Source organism: Kitasatospora sp. NBC_00240, assembly GCF_026342405.1.
Taxonomy (GTDB): domain Bacteria; phylum Actinomycetota; class Actinomycetes; order Streptomycetales; family Streptomycetaceae; genus Kitasatospora.
This window is the reverse complement of record NZ_JAPEMU010000001.1, coordinates 518,280-537,765: the sequence shown is the minus strand read 5'-3', so window position 1 is coordinate 537,765 and position 19,486 is coordinate 518,280. Positions and strand designations below refer to the sequence as shown.

Sequence of the window (19,486 nt, the reverse complement as noted above, 5' to 3'; positions counted from 1 at the left end):
GCCGATTGACCCCTGGACCACCGGGTACCCCTCCGAAGCCGAAAGGCATCCAAAGGTGACGCAGGCGATCGCGGTATCGCGCTCGATGGCCATGAGGCGACTCGTCAGCCGATGCGTGACGGCCGTCGGCTGTCAGGAATCGAAGCTGGTCCGGTAGGTGTCAGGGATTTCACTGAAGCCGTCGGGCTGCCGCCGCCGCAGGCGGATGTACCGCTCGTCGAGCAGATCCACTGCCAGGCGAAGGCTCGTTCCGAACTCGGAACGGATGCTCTGGATCGCATGGATCCTGCGGTTCTCCAGGATCAGGGCGTCGATGGCCGACCATCGTCGGTCGGCCTCCCGGTCGGTGGCAAGCTCGTCCTGGAGGCGTTGGACCTCCTCGACGATCTCAGGGTCGGTGGCCACGCTGACGATCGTGGTCCCCTGCGGGCCCGCCTCCTTCCGGAGGATGCCGAGTCTGATGCAGAGTCGTGTCCTCAGATCACCAAGGTCCCGCCGCAGTGCGTCGCGCTCCGCGCGAACCGCCGAGAGTTCACACCGTATCGCCTCAAGATCGTCAGCTGCCATGACGACAGTCTGTCAAGGGAGCGACCTGCCCCGCGAGTTTCACCGTGCCAACAATGAGATCGGGGAACGGACGCACCTGTCGCCGCGCACCGTCGGCTCCGGCTGCTACCGGGTGTTCCCCGATCTGGGCGTCACCTCCCGGGCGGCGCTGCGCGACGCGCCCGCCGCGGTGCCGTCGGATCCCGGGCGGGGCGACGCCGCCTGAAGCACCCGCCGCCGGCCCGGCCGGGCCACCGTTCGGATGGTTCTCCGGCGCGGGGTCGAACGTGGTGTGAAGGATCCGGCCTTGCGGTTTCCGCCGGCCCGCGCGTCGGTACGGAGGCTGGTACGCGCCGCCACGACACACGGGAGACCCTGGCATGAGTACTTCGGAGCGCTACGTACGCGCGTGGGAGGGCTTCTGGGCGGAGAACACGGGCGAGCCGGGCGAGCCGTTCTGGGACGCCCGAGCTGCTGCGCGGCGCCGGGTTGGAGATCCTCGACCAGGGCGGGACCGACCTCGCGATGAGCGAGCGCCACCCGGACGGTACCCGGATGGCCCTGCCGGCCCAGTGGTTCGTGGTCGCCGCGGTGGAGGACGGCCGGCCTGGCGGCTGAGCGCCCGTCCGGGCCCTGCTCCGGTACGCCGGTCAGGACCGGTCGCGGTCCGGTACCTGCTCGGACGACATGGCCCGGTTCGGTCTCGGTGAGGACTCCCGGACCGACCGGTCGTCGTACAGGCGCGCGGTGAGCTCGTCCGTCTGCCGGTGAGCCGGCGTGCTGTCACGTCGATCACGGCTCGCCGCACGCTCGGCTCAGAACCAGCTGTCGAGCCACAACCTGGCGCGCCAGTCGGCGTACGGGATGCTCTGCCCCGTGTAGAGCGGGACGAAGTGGACGAAGTTCCAGCCGATCAGCAGGACGAGCACCCCGGCCACCAGCACGCCCCGCACACGGCGCCGGTCGCTCGCCCCCGGCGGCCCCGGCAGGGCTCCCAGCATCATCGTCACGGCCAGGCTCAGGTAGGGCACGAAGGCGACCGCGTAGAAGGAGAAGATCGTGCGGTCCTGGTACAGGAACCAGGGCAGGTAGCCGGCCCCCACCCCGCACAGGACGGCGCCGGCGCGCCAGTCGCGTCGCAGCGCCCACCGGAAGAGGAGGTACACCAGCGCGCAGCAGGCCGACCACCACAGGAGCGGTGTTCCCAGGGCGAGGATGGTCTGCGAGCAGGCGGTCGCCGCGGGGCAGCCGGCCGTGCCGGGCTCCGCCTGGGTGTGGTGGAACAGGACGGGGCGCCCGAGGACCAGCCAGCTCCAGGGGTTCGATTCGTACGGGTGGGGCGTGTGCAGCCCCACGTTGAACTGGTAGACGTCGTACTCGTAGTGCCACAGGCTGCGGAGCGGGGCCGGGATCCAGGACCAGGTGCCGCCGCGGCCGTCCGCCCAGTGCCGCCCGTACCCGTGGTCGGAGCGGAGCCAGCCGGTCCAGGTCGCCAGGTAGGTCAGGGCGGTGACCAGGACGAGGGACAGTGCCGACCAGAGGTCCTTGCGCAGCACCGCGCGGTAGGGGTGGTGCGCTCCCGCGGTGCGGCGGGCGCCGGCGTCCCACAGCAGGGTGAGGACGAGGAAGAAGGCGAGGAAGTACAGGCCGTTCCACTTGACCGAGGCCGACAGGCCGAGGAAGAGGCCGGCCGCGAGCCGCCAGGGGCGCGGGCCCGTCCCGGCGCGGGCGGCGGTGTGCCCGTCCAGGTGTGCCCGGCCGCCCCCGTCCCCGCGCCCGTCCCCGCGCCCGTCCCCGTCGACCGGCAGGGCGGCGGCGAGCCGGTCCCGGGTACGGTCCCGGTCGATCAGCAGGCAGCCGAACGCCGCCAGGGCGAAGACCATCACGACGAGGTCGAGCAGCGCGGTGCGGCTCATCACGTAGTGCAGGCCGTCCACCGCCATCAGTGCCCCGGCCAGGCAGCCCAGCAGGGTGGAGCGGAACAGGCGGCGGCCGATGCGGCACAGCATCAGCACCGAGAGCGTGCCCAGGGCCGCCGTCATGAAGCGCCAGCCGAACGGGCCGAGGCCGAACATCCACTCGCCGAGGGCGATCACCCACTTGCCCGCCGGTGGGTGCGCGACGAAGGCCCCGGCGTCGGAGAGCGGGATCACCTGGGGGCGGCCCAGGATCTGCGGGTCGGCGACCAGGCGGTCCGGCCAGCTGCCCTCGTAGCCGAGCCGCAGCAGGGACCAGGCGTCCTTGGCGTAGTACGTCTCGTCGAACACGACCGCCCGCGGGCTGTCCAGCCGCCAGAAGCGGGCCAGTCCGGCGAGGAGGGTCACCAGCAGCGGCCCGCCCCAGCCGGACCAGCGCGCCAGGCGGCGCAGCGCCGCCGGGGCCGGCCGGGGCGGGCGCCGCATCCGCGACCCGGGCTCGGGGAACGGCGTCACCAGGTGGTCGTGCACGGAGAGCTGTGGTCGGGCGGCGTACCCGGCGCGGTGCAGCTGCCGCTCCCACGGGGTCGGCCGGCGGTCGGCCGGCTGCCGCTGTGGGTCGGCCGGGGCGGTCGCGTTCTCGGGGATCACGTGGTGGGCCTTCTCCTCGGGGAGGGTGGGACGAGCGGGGGCGGGTCGCCCGCCGTCGGGGCGGTCCTCACCCGACGGGGCCGCCCGCGCCCGGCCGGGGCGCCGGCCGGGTGGCCGAGATCCGGTCCGGCCCCGTCGCCGGCCTCGGCGTCGACAGGCGGTACGGTGCCGGCGCCCCTTCGGCGGTGGAGGCCGGGCGGCCCGGCGACGTCATGGTCACCGACCCGGCGGAGACCAGGGGAAGGGGCCGGGGGCCGGCCGGCCCGCCCCGGGAGAAGGAACTCGCGACGACCAGCAGCGCGACGCAGAGCCCGGCGGCGGTCAGTACCGATCCGGCGGCCTTCCACGCCGTCCGGACCCGCTTCCGGGCCCGCACGCCGGCGTGCAGGCGGTCGCGGTGGCGGTCCTCGTACGGCGTCCCCTCCTGTCCCTCGCGCATCATCCGTACCAGCTCCTGCTCGAAGCGATCCATGGCTCCCCTGGTCACCCGACCCTCCTCATACGACTCATCCCGCACGACTCATCCCGCACGAGTCGCCTCGCGCGGTCCACCTCGTGCGGCCCGCACCCGCGGCCCGCACCCGCGGCCCTCCCGGCCGGACAGGTTCCTCACTCGACCGGGCTGACCGCCTCCGCCAGCAACTGCCGCAGCCGCGCGACGCCACGGGCCGTCAGCGACCGGGCGGTACCCACCGGGCACCCGAGCACCTCCGCGACCTGGCCCTCGGGCAGGTCCTGGTAGTAGCGCAGCACCACCGCGGCCCGCTGCCGCGCCGGCAGCAACGCCAGCACGGCCTCCAACCTGGTCCGCTCGTCCACGGCCGCGGCCTCGTCCGCCGCTCCGGGCGGGTCGGGCAGCCGGCCGATGGGCTGCTCGCCCCACCAGCGCCGCCGCGCCGAGCGGGCCGCCGCACGGGCCAGGACCTTCCGTACGTACGCCTCGGGCGCCTGCTCGGCCACCCTCGGCCAGGCGAACCAGAGCTTGACGAGCGCCTCCTGCAGCAGGTCCTCCGCCCGGTGCCGGTCCCCGCCGGTGAGCAGCCGCGCCAGGTGGAGCAGCGCCGGCCAGCGAGCCGCCACGAAGCGGTCGAACGCGTCGACCCGCGCCTGCCCCGTCACCCTCGACCCCTTGCTTCCCCGCCGAGCACGCCGACCCCTGCTGCCGTCCCGTGGGGAGCGGTGCGGCGCACGTGTCGCGGACGACGTGCGCCGCCCCACGATCACGGACGCGTTCCTGTACCCCTGTTAAGGCGCTGGACCTCGCTCCGCTATGCACCTCCGGGCTATGACGTGGGTCACACCTTCGGTGCGCCCGGTCGGCGGGTTCAGTTGTCGCTCCACCGGTGGAGGAGCCAGCCGAAAAGGGCGTTGGTGGCGCCGGCGGCGGCCCCGCGAGCGGCGGCAGCGGTGAGGGTGGGCGCCGGTTCGCCGCCGCCCGGGGTGTTGCCGGGAGCCGGGCGGGTGGGGTTGCCGGGGCCGGTGCGGTCGCTGAGGCGGCCCCGGGCGTCGTCGCGGCGGAGTTGGCGGATGGCCTGAGGCCCAGCGGCGGGAAGGGCACGGGCTGACGGCTCTCCAGGCCGACCTGAGGGCGCAGTTGGAGGCGGCTCACCGGATCGCGTGGACGGCGCAGGGAACGAGCCTGTCGCGCTGCGCGAGGAACTGGAGCGGTTGGCGGGGGACGGCGCCGCCCTGTCCGTGCGCCTCGGGCAGGCCCAGGGGCAGGCCCGGGCGGCCGTTGAACGCGCCCGCGTCGAGCGGGAAGCCCGCCGGGAGGAGGCGCTGTTGGCGGGCGCGCTCACCGAACGGCTGGCCCGCCGGCTGGAGGAGATGACCGCCTCCAGGGACCGCCTGCGCACGGAGCTGGGTCGCGCTCGCGCCCAGATCCAGCTCCCGCGGGTGCGGGAGGTCGCCGGGCCGGGCAGCCCTTCGGTGAAGCCGCCCGGAGTCCGGCCGCAAGGCGGCCGCCGCTGGGTGGAGCGGTTGCGCCGGGTGTCCGTCAGGTACGACCGCGGTGAGGGTGCGTCCGGGGCCCGGTGGCGGGGCACCGTCCGGCGGGGTGCTCGGCCGGGCCGGTCCTCCGTGCACGGAAACCGCCTTTCGTACCGAGCGGTCAAGGGCTACTGTTCGGGTGCGGCGAGTGGCCCACGAGGAGCTGAGAGATGCCCGGTAGTCCGAGCGCGCGTTGACGTCGTAGGCCGTGACCGGCCTGTCATCGCGTGCCGCCCTTGACGGTCCGGCAGAGCGAGCCTTCCCCTGCCCGCGACGCAGGCGCCCCTGGTGTGCGCCGGCTGACGGGCCTCGTCGTCGGCAGTCCGAGGGAGCCCCGTGCCGTTTGTCTCCTCCCGCGTGTCCGAACCCGGTCGAACCGTCCCGCCGAACCTGTGGCGGGACCGCGACTTCCGCCGGCTCTGGGCGGGCCAGACGGCCTCCCAGCTCGGCGAACACAGCACGCTGATCGTTCTTCCGCTCTTCGCCGTCCTGACGCTCGGCGCCGGCGCCGGCGAGTTGGGTGTTCTCCGCGCGGTCGGGCAGGCGCCGGTCCTGTTGCTCGCGCTCCTCGCCGGCGCCTGGGTGGACAGGTGGCGGACCCGCACGGTCATGGTGCTGGCGGACGCCGGCCGGGCCCTGGTCCTGGGCGCCGCGGCGGCAGCCGGTCTCCTCGGCCGGCTCGGCCTGCCCGCGCTGCTCCTGGCCGCCTTCGCCGCCGGGGCCCTGTCCGTGTTCTTCGACGTGGCCTACCAGGCCTCGCTCGTGCGGCTGGTGACCCGCGATCAGCTGCTGCAGGGCAACAGCGCGCTGGAAGGCAGCCGTTCCGCGGCCCAGGTCGGCGGTCCCGCCCTCGGCGGCGCGCTGGTGACACTGCTGTCGGCGCCGGTCGCCGCCGCCTGCGGCGCGTCGTTCTTCGCGCTGTCGGTCCTGTCGGTCCGCCGGATCCGCCGGACCGAAGCGGTCCCGGGACACTCCGGGCGTCCCCCTCGGGTCCGGCGGCGGATCCACCAGTGCCTCCGGTTCGTCGCCGGCGACATCCCGCTGCGGACGGTGTGCCTCGCCTCGGCCGCCTTCCAGTTCTCCTTCGCGGCCATGATGACCGTCTATCTGCTCTTCCTGCCGCGGGAACTGCACCTGTCGGGCACCGCCGTCGGCCTGGCGCTGGCGGCGACCGGACCGGGCGCGCTCCTGGGCTCGGTGCTGGCCGCCCGGCTGCCGGGCCGGTTCGGCCACGGCACCGTGCTGGTGTCCGCGGCGGCCCTCGGCGACGGCGTGTTCCTGTGCGTGCCCGCGCTGCACAGCTCCTCCGTCGCCACGGTCGCCCTGCTCCTGGCGGTCAACTTCGTGTTCGGGGCCGCCGGACAGGTGGTGAACGTCGCGGTCATGGCGGTGCGGCAGGCCGCGACCCCGGACGGGATGCAGGGCCGCGCGGCCGCGACGATCACCTTCGTCGGCATGGGGACGGCCCCGCTCGGCTCCCTGCTCGGCGCGCTTCTCGCGCAGGGGTGGGGGCTGCGCACCAGCCTCCTGGTGACGGCCGCGGGCATGCTGCTGTCCCCGCTGGTGATGGCGCTGTCCCCGCTCGCCCGTCTGGGCCGGGCCCTGCCGGGGCCACGGTGACCGGGGGCGACCGGCCACCGCCGCCCCGAGCCTGCCGGCGGGCGGCGGTGCCGCCCCGGCGCCGGCCGGCTCCGCGTCGGGGAACATGCACGAGGAACGACGTCGCTGCCCGGGGCAGGGCGTCGGATGTGGCAGTCTCGTCGGTGATCGAGTTCGTGGCGGAGCCCGTCGGAAGGGCAGGCCTCCGCTCGCGGCGGCGGATTGTCAGACCCCCGCAGCATCATGGGTCAGGACACCGTCAGCCCGGTCGGCTGACCGGTCAGGGGCGCAGCGACGAGTTCCTGCGGCCTTCTCACCAACGTTGTCCGAGCACACCGGAGGAACACGTGGCTCAACTGTTGAGGGTCCAGAACTTCATCGTCTCGAGTGACGGCATCGCTGCCGGTGAGGACCAGAGCTTCGAGCGGCCGTTCGGCTACGACCATCCCGAGAAGCTCTTCGCCTGGGCCGGCGCGACGGCGAGCTGGCCCAATCGCACGGAGCCCGGGGGGAGCCGGGGTCTCGACGACTACTTCACCCGCGACTTCGCCCGCAACATCGGTGCCGAGATCATGGGCCGCAACAAGTTCGGGTTCCAGCGCGGGCCCTGGCAGGACCACGAGTGGCGCGGCTGGTGGGGCGACGAGCCGCCGTTCCGCACCCCGGTGTTCGTGATGACCCACCACTGGCGTCCCTCCTTCACCCTCTCCGACACCACCTTCCACTTCGTCGACGGGGACCCTGCCACGGTTCTCGAACGGGCGCGCGAGGCCGCGGAGGGCAAGGACGTCCGGCTCGGCGGCGGAGTGACCACCGTCCGGGAGTTCCTCGACGCGGACCTCGTCGACACCATGCACGTGGCGGTCTCGCCGGTGAAGCTCGGGTCCGGACTGCACCTCTGGCAGTCCCCCGACGAGCTGCTCGACCGCTTCCACCTGGAGGTCGTGCCCAGCCCGAGCGGTGTGACGCACCACCTGTTCTGGCGGAAGTGACCCACCCTCAGGCCGGTCCGGCGACCGCCTCGGGCTGACCGCGGGCGGACCGGCGCAGCAGGGGGACGACGCCCGGCCGGTCTTCGCCGGCTTCAGCCCGACGGTGGCGCCGCGACCTGCGGACTGGCCGTCCCGGGTCGAGGTGACGGGCTACTGGTGGCCTCCTCGGCCGGACGGCTGGAGCCCCCTGGCCGAGCTGGCCGACTTCCTCCGGGCCGGCCCGCCGCCGGTGTTCATCGGGTTCGGCAGCATGGCACCGGGCGAGGGGGAACGCCTCAGCGAGCTGGTGGCCGCTGCGGCGAAGCGGGCGGGCGTGCGCGCGGTGGTGCAGGCGGGGTGGGCCGAGCTGAGCGGCGGCGGTGACGACCTCCTGGCGATCGGCGACGTCCCGCACGACTGGCTCTTCCCTCGCACGGCCGCCGTCGTCCACCACGCCGGCGCGGGAACGACCGGAGCCGCGCTGCGCGCCGGCGTGCCCGCCGTGCCGGTCCCCGTCATGGCCGACCAGCCCTTCTGGGCGGACCGGCTCCACCGGCTCCAGGTCGCCCCCCGACCGGTGCCGTTCCAGGACCTCGACGCCGAGAACCTCGCCGTCGCGATCACGGCCTGCGTGACCGACCCGGCCCCCCGCCGCCGCGCGGCCGAACTCGCCCGCCGGATCGTCTCCGAGGACGGCGCCGGCGCTGTGCTCGCCCACGTCGCCACGTTGGGGTGACAGGGGGAGCGGGGTTCGGAAGGCGGTGCGGCGCGAGCGGTGGCAGGCGGGCTGGCGGGCGGGTCCGAGGCGGGGGCGGGCGGGGCCCCAGCCGGGCGGAGCGATCCCGGCGGGGACGGCGTGAAGGACGACGAAGACCGGACCGTCGAGCCGAGCTTCACGAAAGAACCAATGTCACCGCCGCTGCCTCGGCCTGCTCGCCGCACCGGCGTCGTCGGCCGCTGCCCGGAAAGGCGCGATGATCCTGACCGCCCTGCGGCCCGGGCGACCTGACCCCCTGTTGGGGCGCGGCAGCCCCAGGCCCGGCGGCATATTTCGTACCCGACTCGGGTTGGCCTGCCCGTGGCCAAGATTCTGGTGACCGGCGCGACCGGCAAGGTGGGCAAGCACATCGTCTCCGCGTTGACCGCAGGGGGACACCACGTACGGGCGTTGGTGCGCCGTCCGGAGCAGGTGTCGCTGCCGGACGGGGTGGAGGTCGTGCGGGGCGACCTCGCGTCGCCGCGGACGCTGGAGCCCGCAGTGCGCGGCGTGGACAGCGTGTACCTGATGTGGCCGGGCATCCCGGTGGAAGCACGCGTGGTGGAGACGATCTCCGCGCTCGCGGCCCGCGTGGTGTACCTGTCGACCGACGTGGCCGATCTCGCGGAAGGCGAGCAGGCGACGTCCTACCATCAGGAGATCGAGCGGCAGATCAGGGCGTCCGGGGTGAGCTGGACGTTCGTGCGGGCCATCGACTTCGCCACCAACACGCTCGGGTGGGCCGACCAGGTCCGGCGGGGGCTGGTGCGCTGGCCCTACGGGGAGGCGTCCAGGTCGCTGATCCACGAGCGGGACATCGCCGACGTCGCCGCGCACGTACTCACCTCGGACGGGCACGACGGAGCCAAGTACCTGATCACGGGGCCCGAGTCGATCACCCATGCCGAGCAGGTGAGGATCATCGGCGAGGTCCTCGGCCGAGAGGTTCGCTGGGAGGACCTACCGCCGGACGCGGCGCGCGAACAGCTGACGGCGGCCTGGAGGAACGCACCGTTCGTGGAAGCCAGGCTGAAGGCGTGGGCGTCGTTCGTCGACTCGCCGGAACGGGTCACCGACACGGTGGAACGGCTGCTTGGCCGGCCGGCGCGGACGTTCCGTTCGTGGGTGGAGGAGCACGCGGACGATTTCCGCCGGGGAACCTGAGCTCGGACGACCGGGGCGCCGACCCCGCCGGCCCGCCCCGCCGCCCCGGGGAAGCGCCGCACGACCCCTGCGCGTAGGTCACCTCTGCCAGGTCAGGCCGGCCTCCGCGGGGACGTCACCTGCCCAGGTGTACTCCATCTGGCGGGCGGTGCGGCGGGCGAGTTCTTCGCCGAAGAGCCGGCCGACGATGTGCAGCGCGGCGTCCATGCCTGCGCTGATCCCGGCGGAGGTGACGATGTCGCCGTCGTCGACCCAGCGGACGTCGGTGCGCACCCGGACCTCGGAATGGCGCCGGGCCAGCTCCTCCTGGTCCTCCCAGTGCGTCGTGGCCGGGCGGCCGTCCAGAGCTCCGGTGGCGGCGAGTAGGAAGGCGCCGGTGCAGATGCTGAAGGTCAGGGCGGCGGTCCGCCGGCGCCGGGCCAGCCAGGCGACGACGTCCGCGTCCGCCTCGACCGCCGTGGTGACTCCGCCGGGGACCACCAGCACGTCGAAGGGCGGATCCTCGTCCAGGGTGTGGTCCGCCACGATCCTGAGTCCTCCGCGGGCGCGGACCGGGCGGCGGGTCGCCGCGACCGTGAGGACGCGCAGCAGGGGCTGGTCGTCGGCGGTACGGGCCAGCCGGCCGGCGGTGCTGAAGACCTCGAACGGGCCTCCCATGTCGAGAACCTCGACCTCGTCGAAGACGAGCATGCCGAAGGTGAGGGGAACGGTGCGGTCAGGGTGCATGCCATCAGGGTCGGGCCTCGCGGCCCCCGCCCGGGAGCGTCGGAAACGACGCGCACCGCTAGGATTCCGTCATGCGTCGCCACCGGATCGCCTGCCTGGCCTTCGACGGGATGGCCCCCTTCGAGCTCTCCACGGTCGCGGAGGTCTTCGCGGTCCCCCGGCCGGAGCTGGACGTGGACTGGTGGTACGGGTTCGAGCTGTGCGCCGAGACACCCGGGCCGCACCGCGTCGTGGGCGGCTTCGACATCGTGGTGCACCACGGTCTGGACCGGCTCCGGTACGCCGACACCGTCATCGTCCCCGGGGTCGCGGACGTGCGCCGCGACGTCTCGCCGAAGGTCCTGGACGCGCTGCGGGATGCGCACGGACGAGGGGCGCGGGTGGTGTCCATCTGCAGCGGCGCGTTCGCCCTGGCCGCCGCGGGGCTGCTGGACGGGAAGGAGGCGACCACGCACTGGCGGTACGCCCGGCTGCTCCAGGAACGCCACCCGGCGGTGAAGGTCGACGCGTCGGTGCTCTACGTCGACCACGGATCGGTCGTCACCGCGGCCGGAACCGCCGCCGGCATCGACGTCTGCCTGCACCTCGTCCGCACCGACCACGGCGCCGATGTCGCCGCTCGCGTGGCCCGCCGGATGGTCGTGGCCGCCCACCGCGAGGGCGGCCAGGCACAGTTCGCGGAGCACCCGGTGGACAGGGCGCCGTCGGACGACCCGATCGGCAAGGTCATCCGGTACGCGTCGGAGAACCTGCACCGGCGTCTCGCCGTCGACGAACTGGCCGAGGTCGCGCACCTGTCGGTGCGGCAGTTCGAACGCCGATTCGCCGACGTGGCCGGTCTGCCGCCGGGGCGCTGGGTCACCCAGCAGAGGATCCGGGCCGGTGCCGTCCTGCTGGAGTCCGCGGACACGCCGATCGAAGCGGTGGCCGGCCGGGTGGGCCTGACCGTCGCGGGCTTCCGCCACCACTTCCGGGAGGCGATGGGCGTCAGCCCCTCGACGTACCGTCGCCAGTTCCGGAGCCGCCCGGCACCGCCGACGCCGTAGGAGTGTGAAGGTTCCTGATGAGGTTGCGCCCGCCGTCGTGATCACCGCTGAGCACGATCCGCTTCGGGACGAGGGCGACGCGTACGCCGCCCGGCTGGCCGCCGCGGACGTTCGGGTCGGCCACCGTTGCGAGGCCGACATGGTCCACGGATTCCTCACCCTCGACACCCTCTCTCCCGCTGCCGCCGCGGCGGGGGAGAGGGCGTTCGCGGAAGTCGCCGACCTGTTTGGGCAGATGAACTGACGTCCGATCAAGAAAGCTGTTCAGCAGGCCTGTTCGGTACGACTACCCGCCAGTGGCGACCCCTGGCTCATCCGGCGCCCTGGGGCGGCAGCGCTGCCACGATCGGATGGTCCTTGCCGATCGGGCCGAGCTTCGCGCTGCTGCCGGGGGAGCCGAGGTCGGCGAAGAACTCGGCGTTCACGGCGGTGAAGTGCTTCCATTCCTCCGGGGTGTCGTCCTCGAAGAGGATCGCCTCGACGGGGCACGCCGGTTCGCAGGCGCCGCAGTCGATGCATTCGTCCGGGTTGATGTAGAGCATGCGCTCTCCCTCGTAGATGCAGTCGAGGGGGCACTCGTCGATGCATGCCTTGTCCTTGACGTCCACGCAGGGCAGGGCGATCACAAAAGTCATCGGGCTACCGTCCTGTTCGGGTCGTTGCTGCTTGCCGTTCCGACGCAGCCGACCGTAGGGCCTCAAGTAAGCTTGAGGTCAACAAGGAGGCCCCGCATGACGAGCTATCACCCTGGCGGCGCCCGGGCCACCCCGGACGACTGGCTGAGCATCGGCGAGATGAGCGCGCGGACCGGGGCAGCGGTCTCCGCGCTGCGGTTCTACGGCTGCGGATGTCTCTCGATGAAGGCATGCGCGTTGCTGAACCCCGGCGATGCGCTCGCCGAGGACGGCGCCGGGCCCCGGCGGCTGTGAGAGCGGGTGCGCCGGAACGGCGATCCGGTGCACCCGCCGCCTCGTCCACATCCGCGTGCGAACGGCCGCCGCGACCAGGCGGGGCACCGCTGCCAGGCAGGGCACCGCGGCCAGACCGGCCACCGCGATCCGACCGGGCGCCGCTTCCCGATCCGGGCTTGACCTGGAGCGCACTCCAGCTGCGACGGTGGTCGCATGGCGGACACACTCTCCCCCGCTGAGGTCGTGGAACGGTCCGGCTTCAGCATCGACACCCTGCGCTACTACGAGCGCATCGGCCTGCTCGACCGGATCGACCGAACCGTGGGCGGCAGGCGGCAGTTCAACGAGAACCACCTCGACTGGCTGGGCGTGCTGCGCTGCCTGCGGGACACCGGCATGCCCATCGCCGAGATGCAGCGGTACGCCGACTCCGCCCGCGAGGGCGACGCCACGCTCGCCGAGCGGCTGGAGCTGCTCACCGAGCACGCCGCCCGCGTGGAGCAGACCATCGCCGAACTTCGGCGCCAGCAGCAGCACTTGGCAGAGAAGATCGCCTGGTACCAGGCGCAGATCCACATCCGACCGGGAGAATGACCATGAACCGCACTCTGGGCAGCACCGGCATCGAGGTCAGCGCGATAGGCGTGGGCTGCTGGGCCATCGGCGGCCCGCTGCACGCCGGCGCGGAGCAGTTCGGCTGGGGCGCGGTGGACGACGACGAGTCGACCGCAGCCCTCCACCGAGCCTTCGACCTGGGCGCGACCTTCTTCGACACCGCCTCCAACTACGGGGCGGGACACAGCGAGAAGGTCCTCGGCCGGGCCTTCGCCGGCCGTCGCGACCAGGTGGTGATCGCCACCAAGTGGGGCAACACCTTCGACGAGACCACCGGCGAGGCCACCGGCCAGGACGCCACCCCGGCCTACCTGCGCACCGCTGTCGAGGGCAGCCTGCGCCGCCTCGGCACCGACTACCTCGACCTCTACCAGTTCCACATCTCCGACGCCCCGTTGGCCACCGCCCTCGACCTGGTCGACACCCTTGAGGAGTTGGTGACGGCGGGCAAGATCCGCGCCTACGCCTGGTCCACCGACGACGCCGCCAACGCCGCCGGTTTCGCCGAGGCGGCCCCGAGTTGCGCGGCGATCCAGCACGACTGCTCGGTGCTCAACCCGGCGCCGGAGATGGTGGCGGTGGTGGAGGCGTCGGGCCTGGCCTCCGTCGCGCGCGGCCCGCTGGCCATGGGCCTGCTCTCCGGCAAGTACCACGGCGGCCGCCGGGTGGCCTCCGACGACGTCCGCGCCCAGGGCCACCGGTGGATCCCCTACTTCGGCCAGGACGGCGCGGGCGATCCGGAGTGGCTGTCCCGCATCGACGCCGTCCGCGAGGTGCTGACCGGCAACGGCCGCACCCTCGCGCAGGGCGCTCTGGCCTGGCTGCTGGCCCGCACCGACGCCGTCATCCCCATCCCCGGCTGCCGGACCGTCGCCCAGGTCGAGGAGAACCTCGGTACCCTCGCCCACGGCCCGCTGCCCGCAGTCGAGTTCGCCGAAGTGGAGGCCCTGCTGCGCTAGATGGCCGATGAGGAGCCGGGTTCCGGCCCCACCGCCCGGGCCGGGCCGGAACCCGGCTTGGGGGCTGCCGGGCCGGACCGCGACTGAGGGGGCTGCCGGGAGCGCCCTACCCCGCGCCGTGAGTACGGGAGTTGACGGCGGCCGGCGGAGGGAAGCGGGTGGCGAAGTCGCAGACGGTGACATGGGTCGGATCGATGGAGATCAGCGCCATCTCGGTGGTGTTCGCGCGCTTGACGCGCTCCCACTCCTCCATTCCGGCCTCTCCCACGCTGCGGCGGGAGGCGTCGATGTGCTCCTGGGGGACTCCCTGCCGGATCTCGACCGAGGCCGTGCCGCGGACCATCATGATCAGTGGCGTGAAGTCGGTGGTGTCGACGGTGAAGGACACCTGGGGGTGCGCCGTGATCGCCCTGACCTTGTAGGCGCTCGTCGGAGTGGCGAAGACGAAGGCCTGGCCGTTCCACAGGTAGGCGACCGGGACGGTGCGCGGGTGCCCGTCCAGTCCGACGTACCCGAGCCGCATCGGGATCGGCGCCTCCAGGAGGGTTCGGATCACCGGGTCGGTGTTCACCAGGTGCACGATCTTCGAGTGGTCCACGGTAGTCCCCATCTGTGCCGGTGGAGCGGTGGATGTGACCGCGCCTGTTCCGTCATGGTCGCGCGCCCCAGTCTTGCAAGTCGGGGGCCACGCCGGTTCTCCTGTCGTGCCTCCCGGGGAACGGCGTCCCGGGGGCCTGGTCACTTCACCGCCGCCTCACTCGTTCGAGTGAGTGGACGGCGTGGGGCGGGTGGGTGCTGCTGACCGTGGGTGGCTCCCGCAACGCTGCCGGGCGCCCGGGGCCGCCGGCACCGGGCCGATGCGGGCCGAGGGCGCCGGAGACGTGCAGCCGGCCCGACGGAAGGAAGCTCGTGAGCGACGCCACGCCGGTCATCGACCCGGAGGAGAACGGCCCCGAGGGGGACGCGTTCTACATCCCGCCGTCCCCGCTGCCCGACGGCGTCCCGGGCGATCCGATCCACGCGCGGCGCCTGGACAACCCCGCGGCCGCGCTGGAGGCGGGGGAGAACTGGCTGGTCCTCCACCGCTCGCAGGACGTGCGCGGCGAGGCGGTGGCGACGTCCGGGATCATCGTGCTGCCGGACCGCGACGAGCACCCCCTGCCCGCGGACGGCAGCGGCTACCCGCTCGTCACCTGGGCCCACGGCACGGTGGGGATCGCCAACTTCGTCGCGCCGTCCAGGGACCGGGGCGACACCGGGGCCTCGCCGATGAACGCCTCGCCGCACGGCTTGCTGAACGGCTTCCTGCGCCGCGGCTGGGCGGTGGCGATGACGGACTACGAGGCCCTGGGGACGGGTACGGAGGAGCACCTCCACCCCTACCTCCTCGGAGCCTCGGAGGCGAACGGGGTACTGGACATCGTCCTGGCGGCCCGGCGCCTGTTCCGGGGTGTGATCGGAGACGCGTACGCGATCGTCGGGCACCCGCAGGGCGGCCAAGCCGCGCTGTTCGCCGCCCACCACGCCCCCGAGCGCGTCGGGAACGGCCTGGTGGGGGTGGCCGCGATCGCCCCGTCCAACCACCCCCTCGGCCTGGTGCGGCTCGGCGCCACCCTCGACCCGCACCGTCACGTGCCCGAGGTCCTCGCCGGCGTCGACGCCGTCGCGCCACAGCTCCCAGCCGGGCTTGAGCTCCTGGATCTGCTCGGCGGTCAGCCCCTCGTAGCGGCCGTAGTCCCACTCGATCAGGTCGGTGTCGGGCTCCGCTCCGCTCAGCCCCGCAAGTTCGGCGGTCCGCACGGCGCGAGTCGGCGGGCTGCTGCAGACGGCGGCGAACTCCTCGTGCGGCACCACGTCAACATGCTCGGCCGGTACAGCTTCCTGCTCCCCGAAATACCCGGCGGCCTGCGGCCCGCTGCGCGACCCGGACCGGGCCGAGGTGGGCTGAGCACGCGGCACGCCCACTCGCCGGCACGGCCGGTGCACCGCGCCGGGGCCCGCGGCGGTGTGTTCACCCCTCGATACGGCGCTTGCTGAGCCAGGCGACCATCTCGGGGTCGTGGTGGTCGAAGAACAGGGTCTTGCCGGTGTCGAGGGCGGCGATGGCAGCCATCTGATCGTCGGTGAGGGCGAAGTCGAAGACGTCGATGTTCTGCGCCATCCGGTCGGGGTTGACGGACTTGGGGATGGTAACGATGTCGCGCTGGATGAGCCAGCGCAGTACGACCTGCGCGACCGACTTGCCGTGCGCCTCGCCGATCTTGCTGAGGACGGGGTGGGTGAACAGGTCGTTCTTGCCTTCGGCGAAGCCGCCCCACGCCTGGTGTCGCACACGGTGCTCGCGCATCAGGGCGTGGTCGGGGTCACGCTGGAAGAAGGGGTGGGTCTCGATCTGGTCGACCTGCGGGGCGGTCTCGTTGTTGAGGATCAGGTCCAGCAGCCGGTCGGGGTAGAAGTTGGCGACGCCGATGGCTCGGGTCAGGCCCTCGCGTTGGGCCCTCTCCATGGCGCGCCACTGGCCGTAGACATCGCCGTAGGGCTGGTGCATCAGGTACAGGTCGACGTGGTCCAGGCCCAGCGTGGCGAGGGAGGTTTCCAGGGCACGGCGGGTGTTGTCCTGGGCGGGGGCGTTCTGCACCCACAGCTTGGTGGTGACGAACAGCTCCTCGCGCCGGATGCCGCTGTTCTTGATGGCGTGGCCGACGGCTTCCTCGTTGCCGTAGGCGGCGGCGGTGTCCAGCAGGCGGTAGCCGGCCTCCAGGGCCTGGGCGACGGCACGCTCGGTCCGGTCCGCGGGGATCTGGTAGACGCCGAAGCCGAGGATCGGCATCTGGACGCCGTTGTTCAGGGTGACGGTCTGCACGGTGTTCTTCTTTCGCTGTTCGGGTGCGGGTCGGGTGGCGGCTGGGCCGCCGGTGCCGGGACGGGGCCCGGTCGAGGTGAAGGGGGTGTTCGGGGCTCTGTGCAGGTCCAATCTCCTTGGGCTGGTCACCGGCGGCATCCGCTCCGCCGCCGGGCGGGGCAGGGTTTCAGGTACCGGGGGGTGCGGGCGCGCAGGGCGGCCAGGGCCGCGGTGGCGGCGAGCAGGACGGCGGCGGCGATCAGGCCGGTACGCATGCCGCGGGTGAAGGAGGCCCCGGTGACGAGGGCGCCGTAGACAGCGACGGCCACGGCCCCGCCCACCTGGCGAAAGGTGTTCAGCACGCCGGAGGCCAGCCCGGCCCGCTCGGCCGGGACGGAGACCAGCATCAGGCCGGTCATCGCCGGGACCGCCAGCGTGCCGCCGAACGACACCGGCATCAGCAACACCGCGACCACCCCCACCGGCACCGTGGCCGGCAGCAGGCACAGCACCAGCAGCCCGGCACCCATCACCACCTGCCCGGCCACCATCGTCGCCCTGGCACCGAACCGGCGGGTCGCCGCCGCGGAGACGAAGGACACGCCCACGCTCTGCAGCGTCATCGGCAGGAACAGCAGGCCCGTGAGCGCCGCCGACATGCCGCGGAAGGTCTGGAAGTACAGGCTGAACAGGAACGTCACCCCGTAGAAGCCGACGTTCAGAGCGAACCCGGCCACCAACGCGGCCACCACCGGGCGGGAGCGGAACAGATCCAGCGGCATCATCGGTGCCCGCCCCCGCGCCTGGCGGACCAGGAACACCCCTGCCGACGCCACCGCGAGCACCAGCGCCGCCACGATCCGAACGCTGGCGAAGCCGGCCTGGCCGCCCTCGATCAACGCGTAGGTGAGCGCGCCCAGCGCCGCCACCGCGGCGACCTGGCCGACCACGTCGAACGGCACCGCCCGCCGCGGCGAGGAGGGTGCGCGGCCCAGCAGCCCCAGCGCCAGCGCGCCAACGGGCAGGTTGATGAAGAAGATCCACCGCCAGTCCCACCCTGCCAGCGCCCCACCCACCAAAGGGCCCGCAGCCGAGCCCACCGACCCGCCCACCGCCCACAGCCCCAGCGCCCGAGTGCGCCGGTCCGCGTCCGGGAACGCCTCGCGGATCAGCGCCAGCGTCGCCGGCATCATCACCGCTGCCCCCGCTCCCTGCACCAGCCGCGCACCCACCAGCACCCCCAGCCCCGGGGCGAGGGCGCAAGCCGCCGACGCCACCAGGAACAGCCCCAGCCCAAGACCGAACGCGCGCTTCGCGCCGATCCGGTCCGAGACCGACCCCGCCGACAGCAGCAGCGCCGCCAGCATCAGGGTGTAGCCGTCCACCACCCACTGCAGCCCGCTGATCCCGCCACCCAGATCGGAGCCGATCGCGGGCAGCGCGACGCTGACGATCAGCGCGTCCAGCGTGATCACGAAGAACCCCAGCAGCGCCGCCCCCAGCGCGAACCCCGAACCCGCCACCGGCACCGCGGCTGAACCGGGGCCGGTGCCGGACGGGGCCGGGCGGTCGGCGACGGGGACAGTGGCGGGCATCGAGGAGCCTCCAGGCGAGGGACGAGCGGTCATGCCCTCCAGACAACCGCGTCCCGCACCCCGGCGGGGCACTCAAGCAGACCCTGACAAGGACCCCCACGCCCGTGCTCCCGCGAGGCGGACCGCCGTAGTGTCGAAGACATGGACCGCCGCACCGAGATCCGCGACTTCCTCACCACCCGCCGCGCCCGGGTCACCCCCGAGCAGGCCGGCCGCACCCTCTCCCCGCTCTCCGGCACCCGCCGCGTCCCCGGCCTGCGCCGCGAGGAAGTCGCCCAACTCGCCGGCGTCAGCGTCCCCTACTACACCCGCCTGGAGCGAGGCGACGCCCGCGGCGCCACCGACGCCGTCCTCGACGCCATCGCCCGCGCCCTCCTGCTGGACGACGCCGAGCGCGCGCACCTCTTCGACCTCGTCCGCGCCGCCAACGCCACCGGCCCGGCAGGAGCGGCCCGGCCCGCCCGCCAACCCGTCCGCCCCGGCCTGCGCAACCTCGTCGAGACGATCAGCGACGTCCCCGCCTACCTCCGCAACGCCCGGCTCGACCTTCTCGCCGGCAACCCCCTCGCCCGCGCCCTGTTCGCCCCCATCTTCGACAGCCCCGCCCGCCCGGCGAATGCCGCCCGCTTCACCTTCCTCGACCCGGCCGCCGCAGCGTTCTACCCCGACTGGGAGACCGTCGCCGAGCAGAACGTCGCCACGCTGCGCGCCGAAGTCGGCCGCAACCCCTACGACAAGGCGCTCTCCGACCTGATCGGCGAACTCTCCACCCGCGGCGGCGACGCCTTCCGCGGTCGCTGGGCCCGCCACGACGTACGCCACCACCGCGCCGGCGCCAAGCGTATCCACCACCCCCTCGTCGGCGACCTCACCTTCACCTACGAGACCACTCAACTGACCGCCGACGACGGTCTCTACCTCATCCTGTGCGCCGTCCCACCCGGCAGCCGAGACGCCGAAACCCTCGACCTCCTTGCAAGCTGGAACGCCTCCGCACCAACAACCTCGCCGTCCAGCACCTGACCCGGCCCCTTCCGGTCCTTCCGCCGACACGTCAGGACGCTTCTGCTCCTCCCCGGCCGCATCTCAGCGCCGGGCGTCACCCGGCGGCGCGGTCCCGTTCAGCTTCGTCACCCGCGGCGACCGCGGTCTCTTCCTCACCCAGGCTGGCCCCAACGCCGTCGCCACCGTCCACGTCC

General features: G+C 73.3%; 20 protein-coding genes and 2 pseudogenes. 12 read left to right on the top strand and 10 right to left on the bottom strand.

Translation table 11 applies throughout. The features are described 5' to 3' along the window. Nucleotides 1-132: 132 nt before the first annotated feature. Nucleotides 133-567, bottom strand: a complete 435-nt coding sequence (locus tag OG689_RS02285) for a hypothetical protein (protein ID WP_266317033.1) — start codon at nucleotides 565-567, stop codon at nucleotides 133-135. On the opposite strand from OG689_RS02285, the gene OG689_RS02280 reads away from it, so the two are divergent. Beyond that, nucleotides 566-772, top strand: coding sequence for a hypothetical protein (locus tag OG689_RS02280; protein ID WP_266317032.1), 207 nt, complete (start codon nucleotides 566-568; stop codon nucleotides 770-772). The genes OG689_RS02285 and OG689_RS02280 overlap by 2 nt on opposite strands. Nucleotides 773-1,035: 263 nt before the next feature. Then, nucleotides 1,036-1,164 carry a hypothetical protein gene (locus tag OG689_RS02275; RefSeq protein ID WP_266317030.1) on the top strand — a complete coding sequence of 43 codons (129 nt, stop codon included), beginning with the start codon at nucleotides 1,036-1,038 and terminating at the stop codon, nucleotides 1,162-1,164. Between the two features lie 197 nt (nucleotides 1,165-1,361). Here OG689_RS02275 and OG689_RS02270 read toward each other — a convergent pair whose 3' ends face one another. The 3 genes from OG689_RS02270 to OG689_RS02260 form a co-directional block, all read right to left on the bottom strand. Beyond that, nucleotides 1,362-2,948: a phospholipid carrier-dependent glycosyltransferase gene (locus OG689_RS02270; RefSeq protein ID WP_266326800.1), complete on the bottom strand. Its 1,587-nt coding sequence runs from the start codon at nucleotides 2,946-2,948 to the stop codon at nucleotides 1,362-1,364. Between the two features lie 232 nt (nucleotides 2,949-3,180). Next, on the bottom strand, nucleotides 3,181-3,600 hold the full coding sequence (locus tag OG689_RS02265; protein WP_266317028.1) for a cellulase: 420 nt from the start codon (nucleotides 3,598-3,600) through the stop codon (nucleotides 3,181-3,183). A gap of 122 nt (nucleotides 3,601-3,722) precedes the next feature. After that, entirely contained in the window at nucleotides 3,723-4,232 is a 510-nt protein-coding gene (locus tag OG689_RS02260) for a SigE family RNA polymerase sigma factor (RefSeq protein ID WP_266317027.1), read from the bottom strand. Between the two features lie 1,227 nt (nucleotides 4,233-5,459). On the opposite strand from OG689_RS02260, the gene OG689_RS02255 reads away from it, so the two are divergent. From OG689_RS02255 to OG689_RS02240, 4 genes are all read left to right on the top strand, one after another. Continuing rightward, nucleotides 5,460-6,722: an MFS transporter gene (locus OG689_RS02255; protein WP_266317026.1), complete on the top strand. Its 1,263-nt coding sequence runs from the start codon at nucleotides 5,460-5,462 to the stop codon at nucleotides 6,720-6,722. A 326-nt stretch (nucleotides 6,723-7,048) separates the two neighbouring features. Then, nucleotides 7,049-7,693, top strand: a complete 645-nt coding sequence (locus OG689_RS02250; protein WP_266317025.1) for a dihydrofolate reductase family protein — start codon at nucleotides 7,049-7,051, stop codon at nucleotides 7,691-7,693. A 103-nt stretch (nucleotides 7,694-7,796) separates the two neighbouring features. Then, nucleotides 7,797-8,408, top strand: coding sequence for a glycosyltransferase (locus OG689_RS02245; RefSeq protein WP_266317024.1), 612 nt, complete (start codon nucleotides 7,797-7,799; stop codon nucleotides 8,406-8,408). 357 nt (nucleotides 8,409-8,765) lie between these two features. After that, nucleotides 8,766-9,593: an NAD(P)H-binding protein gene (locus OG689_RS02240; protein WP_266317022.1), complete on the top strand. Its 828-nt coding sequence runs from the start codon at nucleotides 8,766-8,768 to the stop codon at nucleotides 9,591-9,593. A 78-nt stretch (nucleotides 9,594-9,671) separates the two neighbouring features. Here OG689_RS02240 and OG689_RS02235 read toward each other — a convergent pair whose 3' ends face one another. Next, nucleotides 9,672-10,319 carry a DJ-1/PfpI family protein gene (locus OG689_RS02235; RefSeq protein ID WP_266317021.1) on the bottom strand — a complete coding sequence of 216 codons (648 nt, stop codon included), beginning with the start codon at nucleotides 10,317-10,319 and terminating at the stop codon, nucleotides 9,672-9,674. Between the two features lie 71 nt (nucleotides 10,320-10,390). Between OG689_RS02235 and OG689_RS02230 the strand changes: the two genes are divergently transcribed. Then, nucleotides 10,391-11,365, top strand: a complete 975-nt coding sequence (locus OG689_RS02230) for a helix-turn-helix domain-containing protein (RefSeq protein WP_266317020.1) — start codon at nucleotides 10,391-10,393, stop codon at nucleotides 11,363-11,365. Between the two features lie 4 nt (nucleotides 11,366-11,369). Beyond that, nucleotides 11,370-11,609: an alpha/beta hydrolase fold domain-containing protein gene (locus tag OG689_RS02225; protein WP_266317018.1), complete on the top strand. Its 240-nt coding sequence runs from the start codon at nucleotides 11,370-11,372 to the stop codon at nucleotides 11,607-11,609. A gap of 67 nt (nucleotides 11,610-11,676) precedes the next feature. Here the strand turns inward: OG689_RS02225 and fdxA are convergent, their stop codons facing one another. Then, nucleotides 11,677-12,000: a ferredoxin gene (gene fdxA, locus OG689_RS02220; protein ID WP_266317017.1), complete on the bottom strand. Its 324-nt coding sequence runs from the start codon at nucleotides 11,998-12,000 to the stop codon at nucleotides 11,677-11,679. Nucleotides 12,001-12,204: 204 nt separating this feature from the next. Between fdxA and OG689_RS02215 the strand changes: the two are divergent. The 3 genes and pseudogenes from OG689_RS02215 to OG689_RS02205 form a co-directional block, all read left to right on the top strand. After that, a pseudogene (locus OG689_RS02215) lies at nucleotides 12,205-12,294 on the top strand (redox-sensitive transcriptional activator SoxR); the annotation flags it as partial. A 195-nt stretch (nucleotides 12,295-12,489) separates the two neighbouring features. Beyond that, nucleotides 12,490-12,870, top strand: coding sequence for a MerR family transcriptional regulator (locus OG689_RS02210; protein WP_266317015.1), 381 nt, complete (start codon nucleotides 12,490-12,492; stop codon nucleotides 12,868-12,870). A 2-nt stretch (nucleotides 12,871-12,872) separates the two neighbouring features. After that, nucleotides 12,873-13,850 carry an aldo/keto reductase gene (locus OG689_RS02205; RefSeq protein WP_323189243.1) on the top strand — a complete coding sequence of 326 codons (978 nt, stop codon included), beginning with the start codon at nucleotides 12,873-12,875 and terminating at the stop codon, nucleotides 13,848-13,850. A gap of 106 nt (nucleotides 13,851-13,956) precedes the next feature. Here OG689_RS02205 and OG689_RS02200 read toward each other — a convergent pair whose 3' ends face one another. The 4 genes and pseudogenes from OG689_RS02200 to OG689_RS02180 form a co-directional block, all read right to left on the bottom strand. Then, a complete protein-coding gene (locus tag OG689_RS02200; RefSeq protein ID WP_266317011.1) occupies nucleotides 13,957-14,460 on the bottom strand; it encodes a pyridoxamine 5'-phosphate oxidase family protein in 504 nt (167 codons plus the stop codon). Between the two features lie 1,046 nt (nucleotides 14,461-15,506). Then, a pseudogene (locus tag OG689_RS02190) lies at nucleotides 15,507-15,680 on the bottom strand (histidine phosphatase family protein); the annotation flags it as partial. Nucleotides 15,681-15,861: 181 nt separating this feature from the next. Beyond that, the gene (locus tag OG689_RS02185) at nucleotides 15,862-16,713 is read right to left on the bottom strand and encodes an aldo/keto reductase (protein ID WP_266317010.1); all 852 of its coding nucleotides are present in this window, start codon (nucleotides 16,711-16,713) and stop codon (nucleotides 15,862-15,864) included. Between the two features lie 125 nt (nucleotides 16,714-16,838). Further along, entirely contained in the window at nucleotides 16,839-18,287 is a 1,449-nt protein-coding gene (locus OG689_RS02180; protein WP_266317008.1) for an MFS transporter, read from the bottom strand. Between the two features lie 141 nt (nucleotides 18,288-18,428). Here OG689_RS02180 and OG689_RS02175 point away from each other — a divergent pair, with 141 nt between their 5' ends. Next, nucleotides 18,429-19,310 carry a helix-turn-helix transcriptional regulator gene (locus OG689_RS02175; protein ID WP_266317007.1) on the top strand — a complete coding sequence of 294 codons (882 nt, stop codon included), beginning with the start codon at nucleotides 18,429-18,431 and terminating at the stop codon, nucleotides 19,308-19,310. The last annotated feature ends 176 nt before the right edge of the window (nucleotides 19,311-19,486 follow it).

Excerpts from the sequence above, each read along its gene's own strand:
- OG689_RS02280 (WP_266317032.1), top strand. The coding sequence starts at position 566 with ATGACGACAGTCTGTCAAGGGAGCGACCTGCCCCGCGAGTTTCACCGT.
- OG689_RS02285 (WP_266317033.1), bottom strand. The coding sequence starts at position 567 with ATGGCAGCTGACGATCTTGAGGCGATACGGTGTGAACTCTCGGCGGTT.
- OG689_RS02270 (WP_266326800.1), bottom strand. The coding sequence starts at position 2,948 with ATGCGGCGCCCGCCCCGGCCGGCCCCGGCGGCGCTGCGCCGCCTGGCG.
- OG689_RS02235 (WP_266317021.1), bottom strand. The coding sequence starts at position 10,319 with ATGCACCCTGACCGCACCGTTCCCCTCACCTTCGGCATGCTCGTCTTC.
- OG689_RS02230 (WP_266317020.1), top strand. The coding sequence starts at position 10,391 with ATGCGTCGCCACCGGATCGCCTGCCTGGCCTTCGACGGGATGGCCCCC.
- fdxA (WP_266317017.1), bottom strand. The coding sequence starts at position 12,000 with ATGACTTTTGTGATCGCCCTGCCCTGCGTGGACGTCAAGGACAAGGCA.
- OG689_RS02210 (WP_266317015.1), top strand. The coding sequence starts at position 12,490 with ATGGCGGACACACTCTCCCCCGCTGAGGTCGTGGAACGGTCCGGCTTC.
- OG689_RS02205 (WP_323189243.1), top strand. The coding sequence starts at position 12,873 with ATGAACCGCACTCTGGGCAGCACCGGCATCGAGGTCAGCGCGATAGGC.
- OG689_RS02200 (WP_266317011.1), bottom strand. The coding sequence starts at position 14,460 with ATGGGGACTACCGTGGACCACTCGAAGATCGTGCACCTGGTGAACACC.
- OG689_RS02180 (WP_266317008.1), bottom strand. The coding sequence starts at position 18,287 with ATGCCCGCCACTGTCCCCGTCGCCGACCGCCCGGCCCCGTCCGGCACC.
- OG689_RS02175 (WP_266317007.1), top strand. The coding sequence starts at position 18,429 with ATGGACCGCCGCACCGAGATCCGCGACTTCCTCACCACCCGCCGCGCC.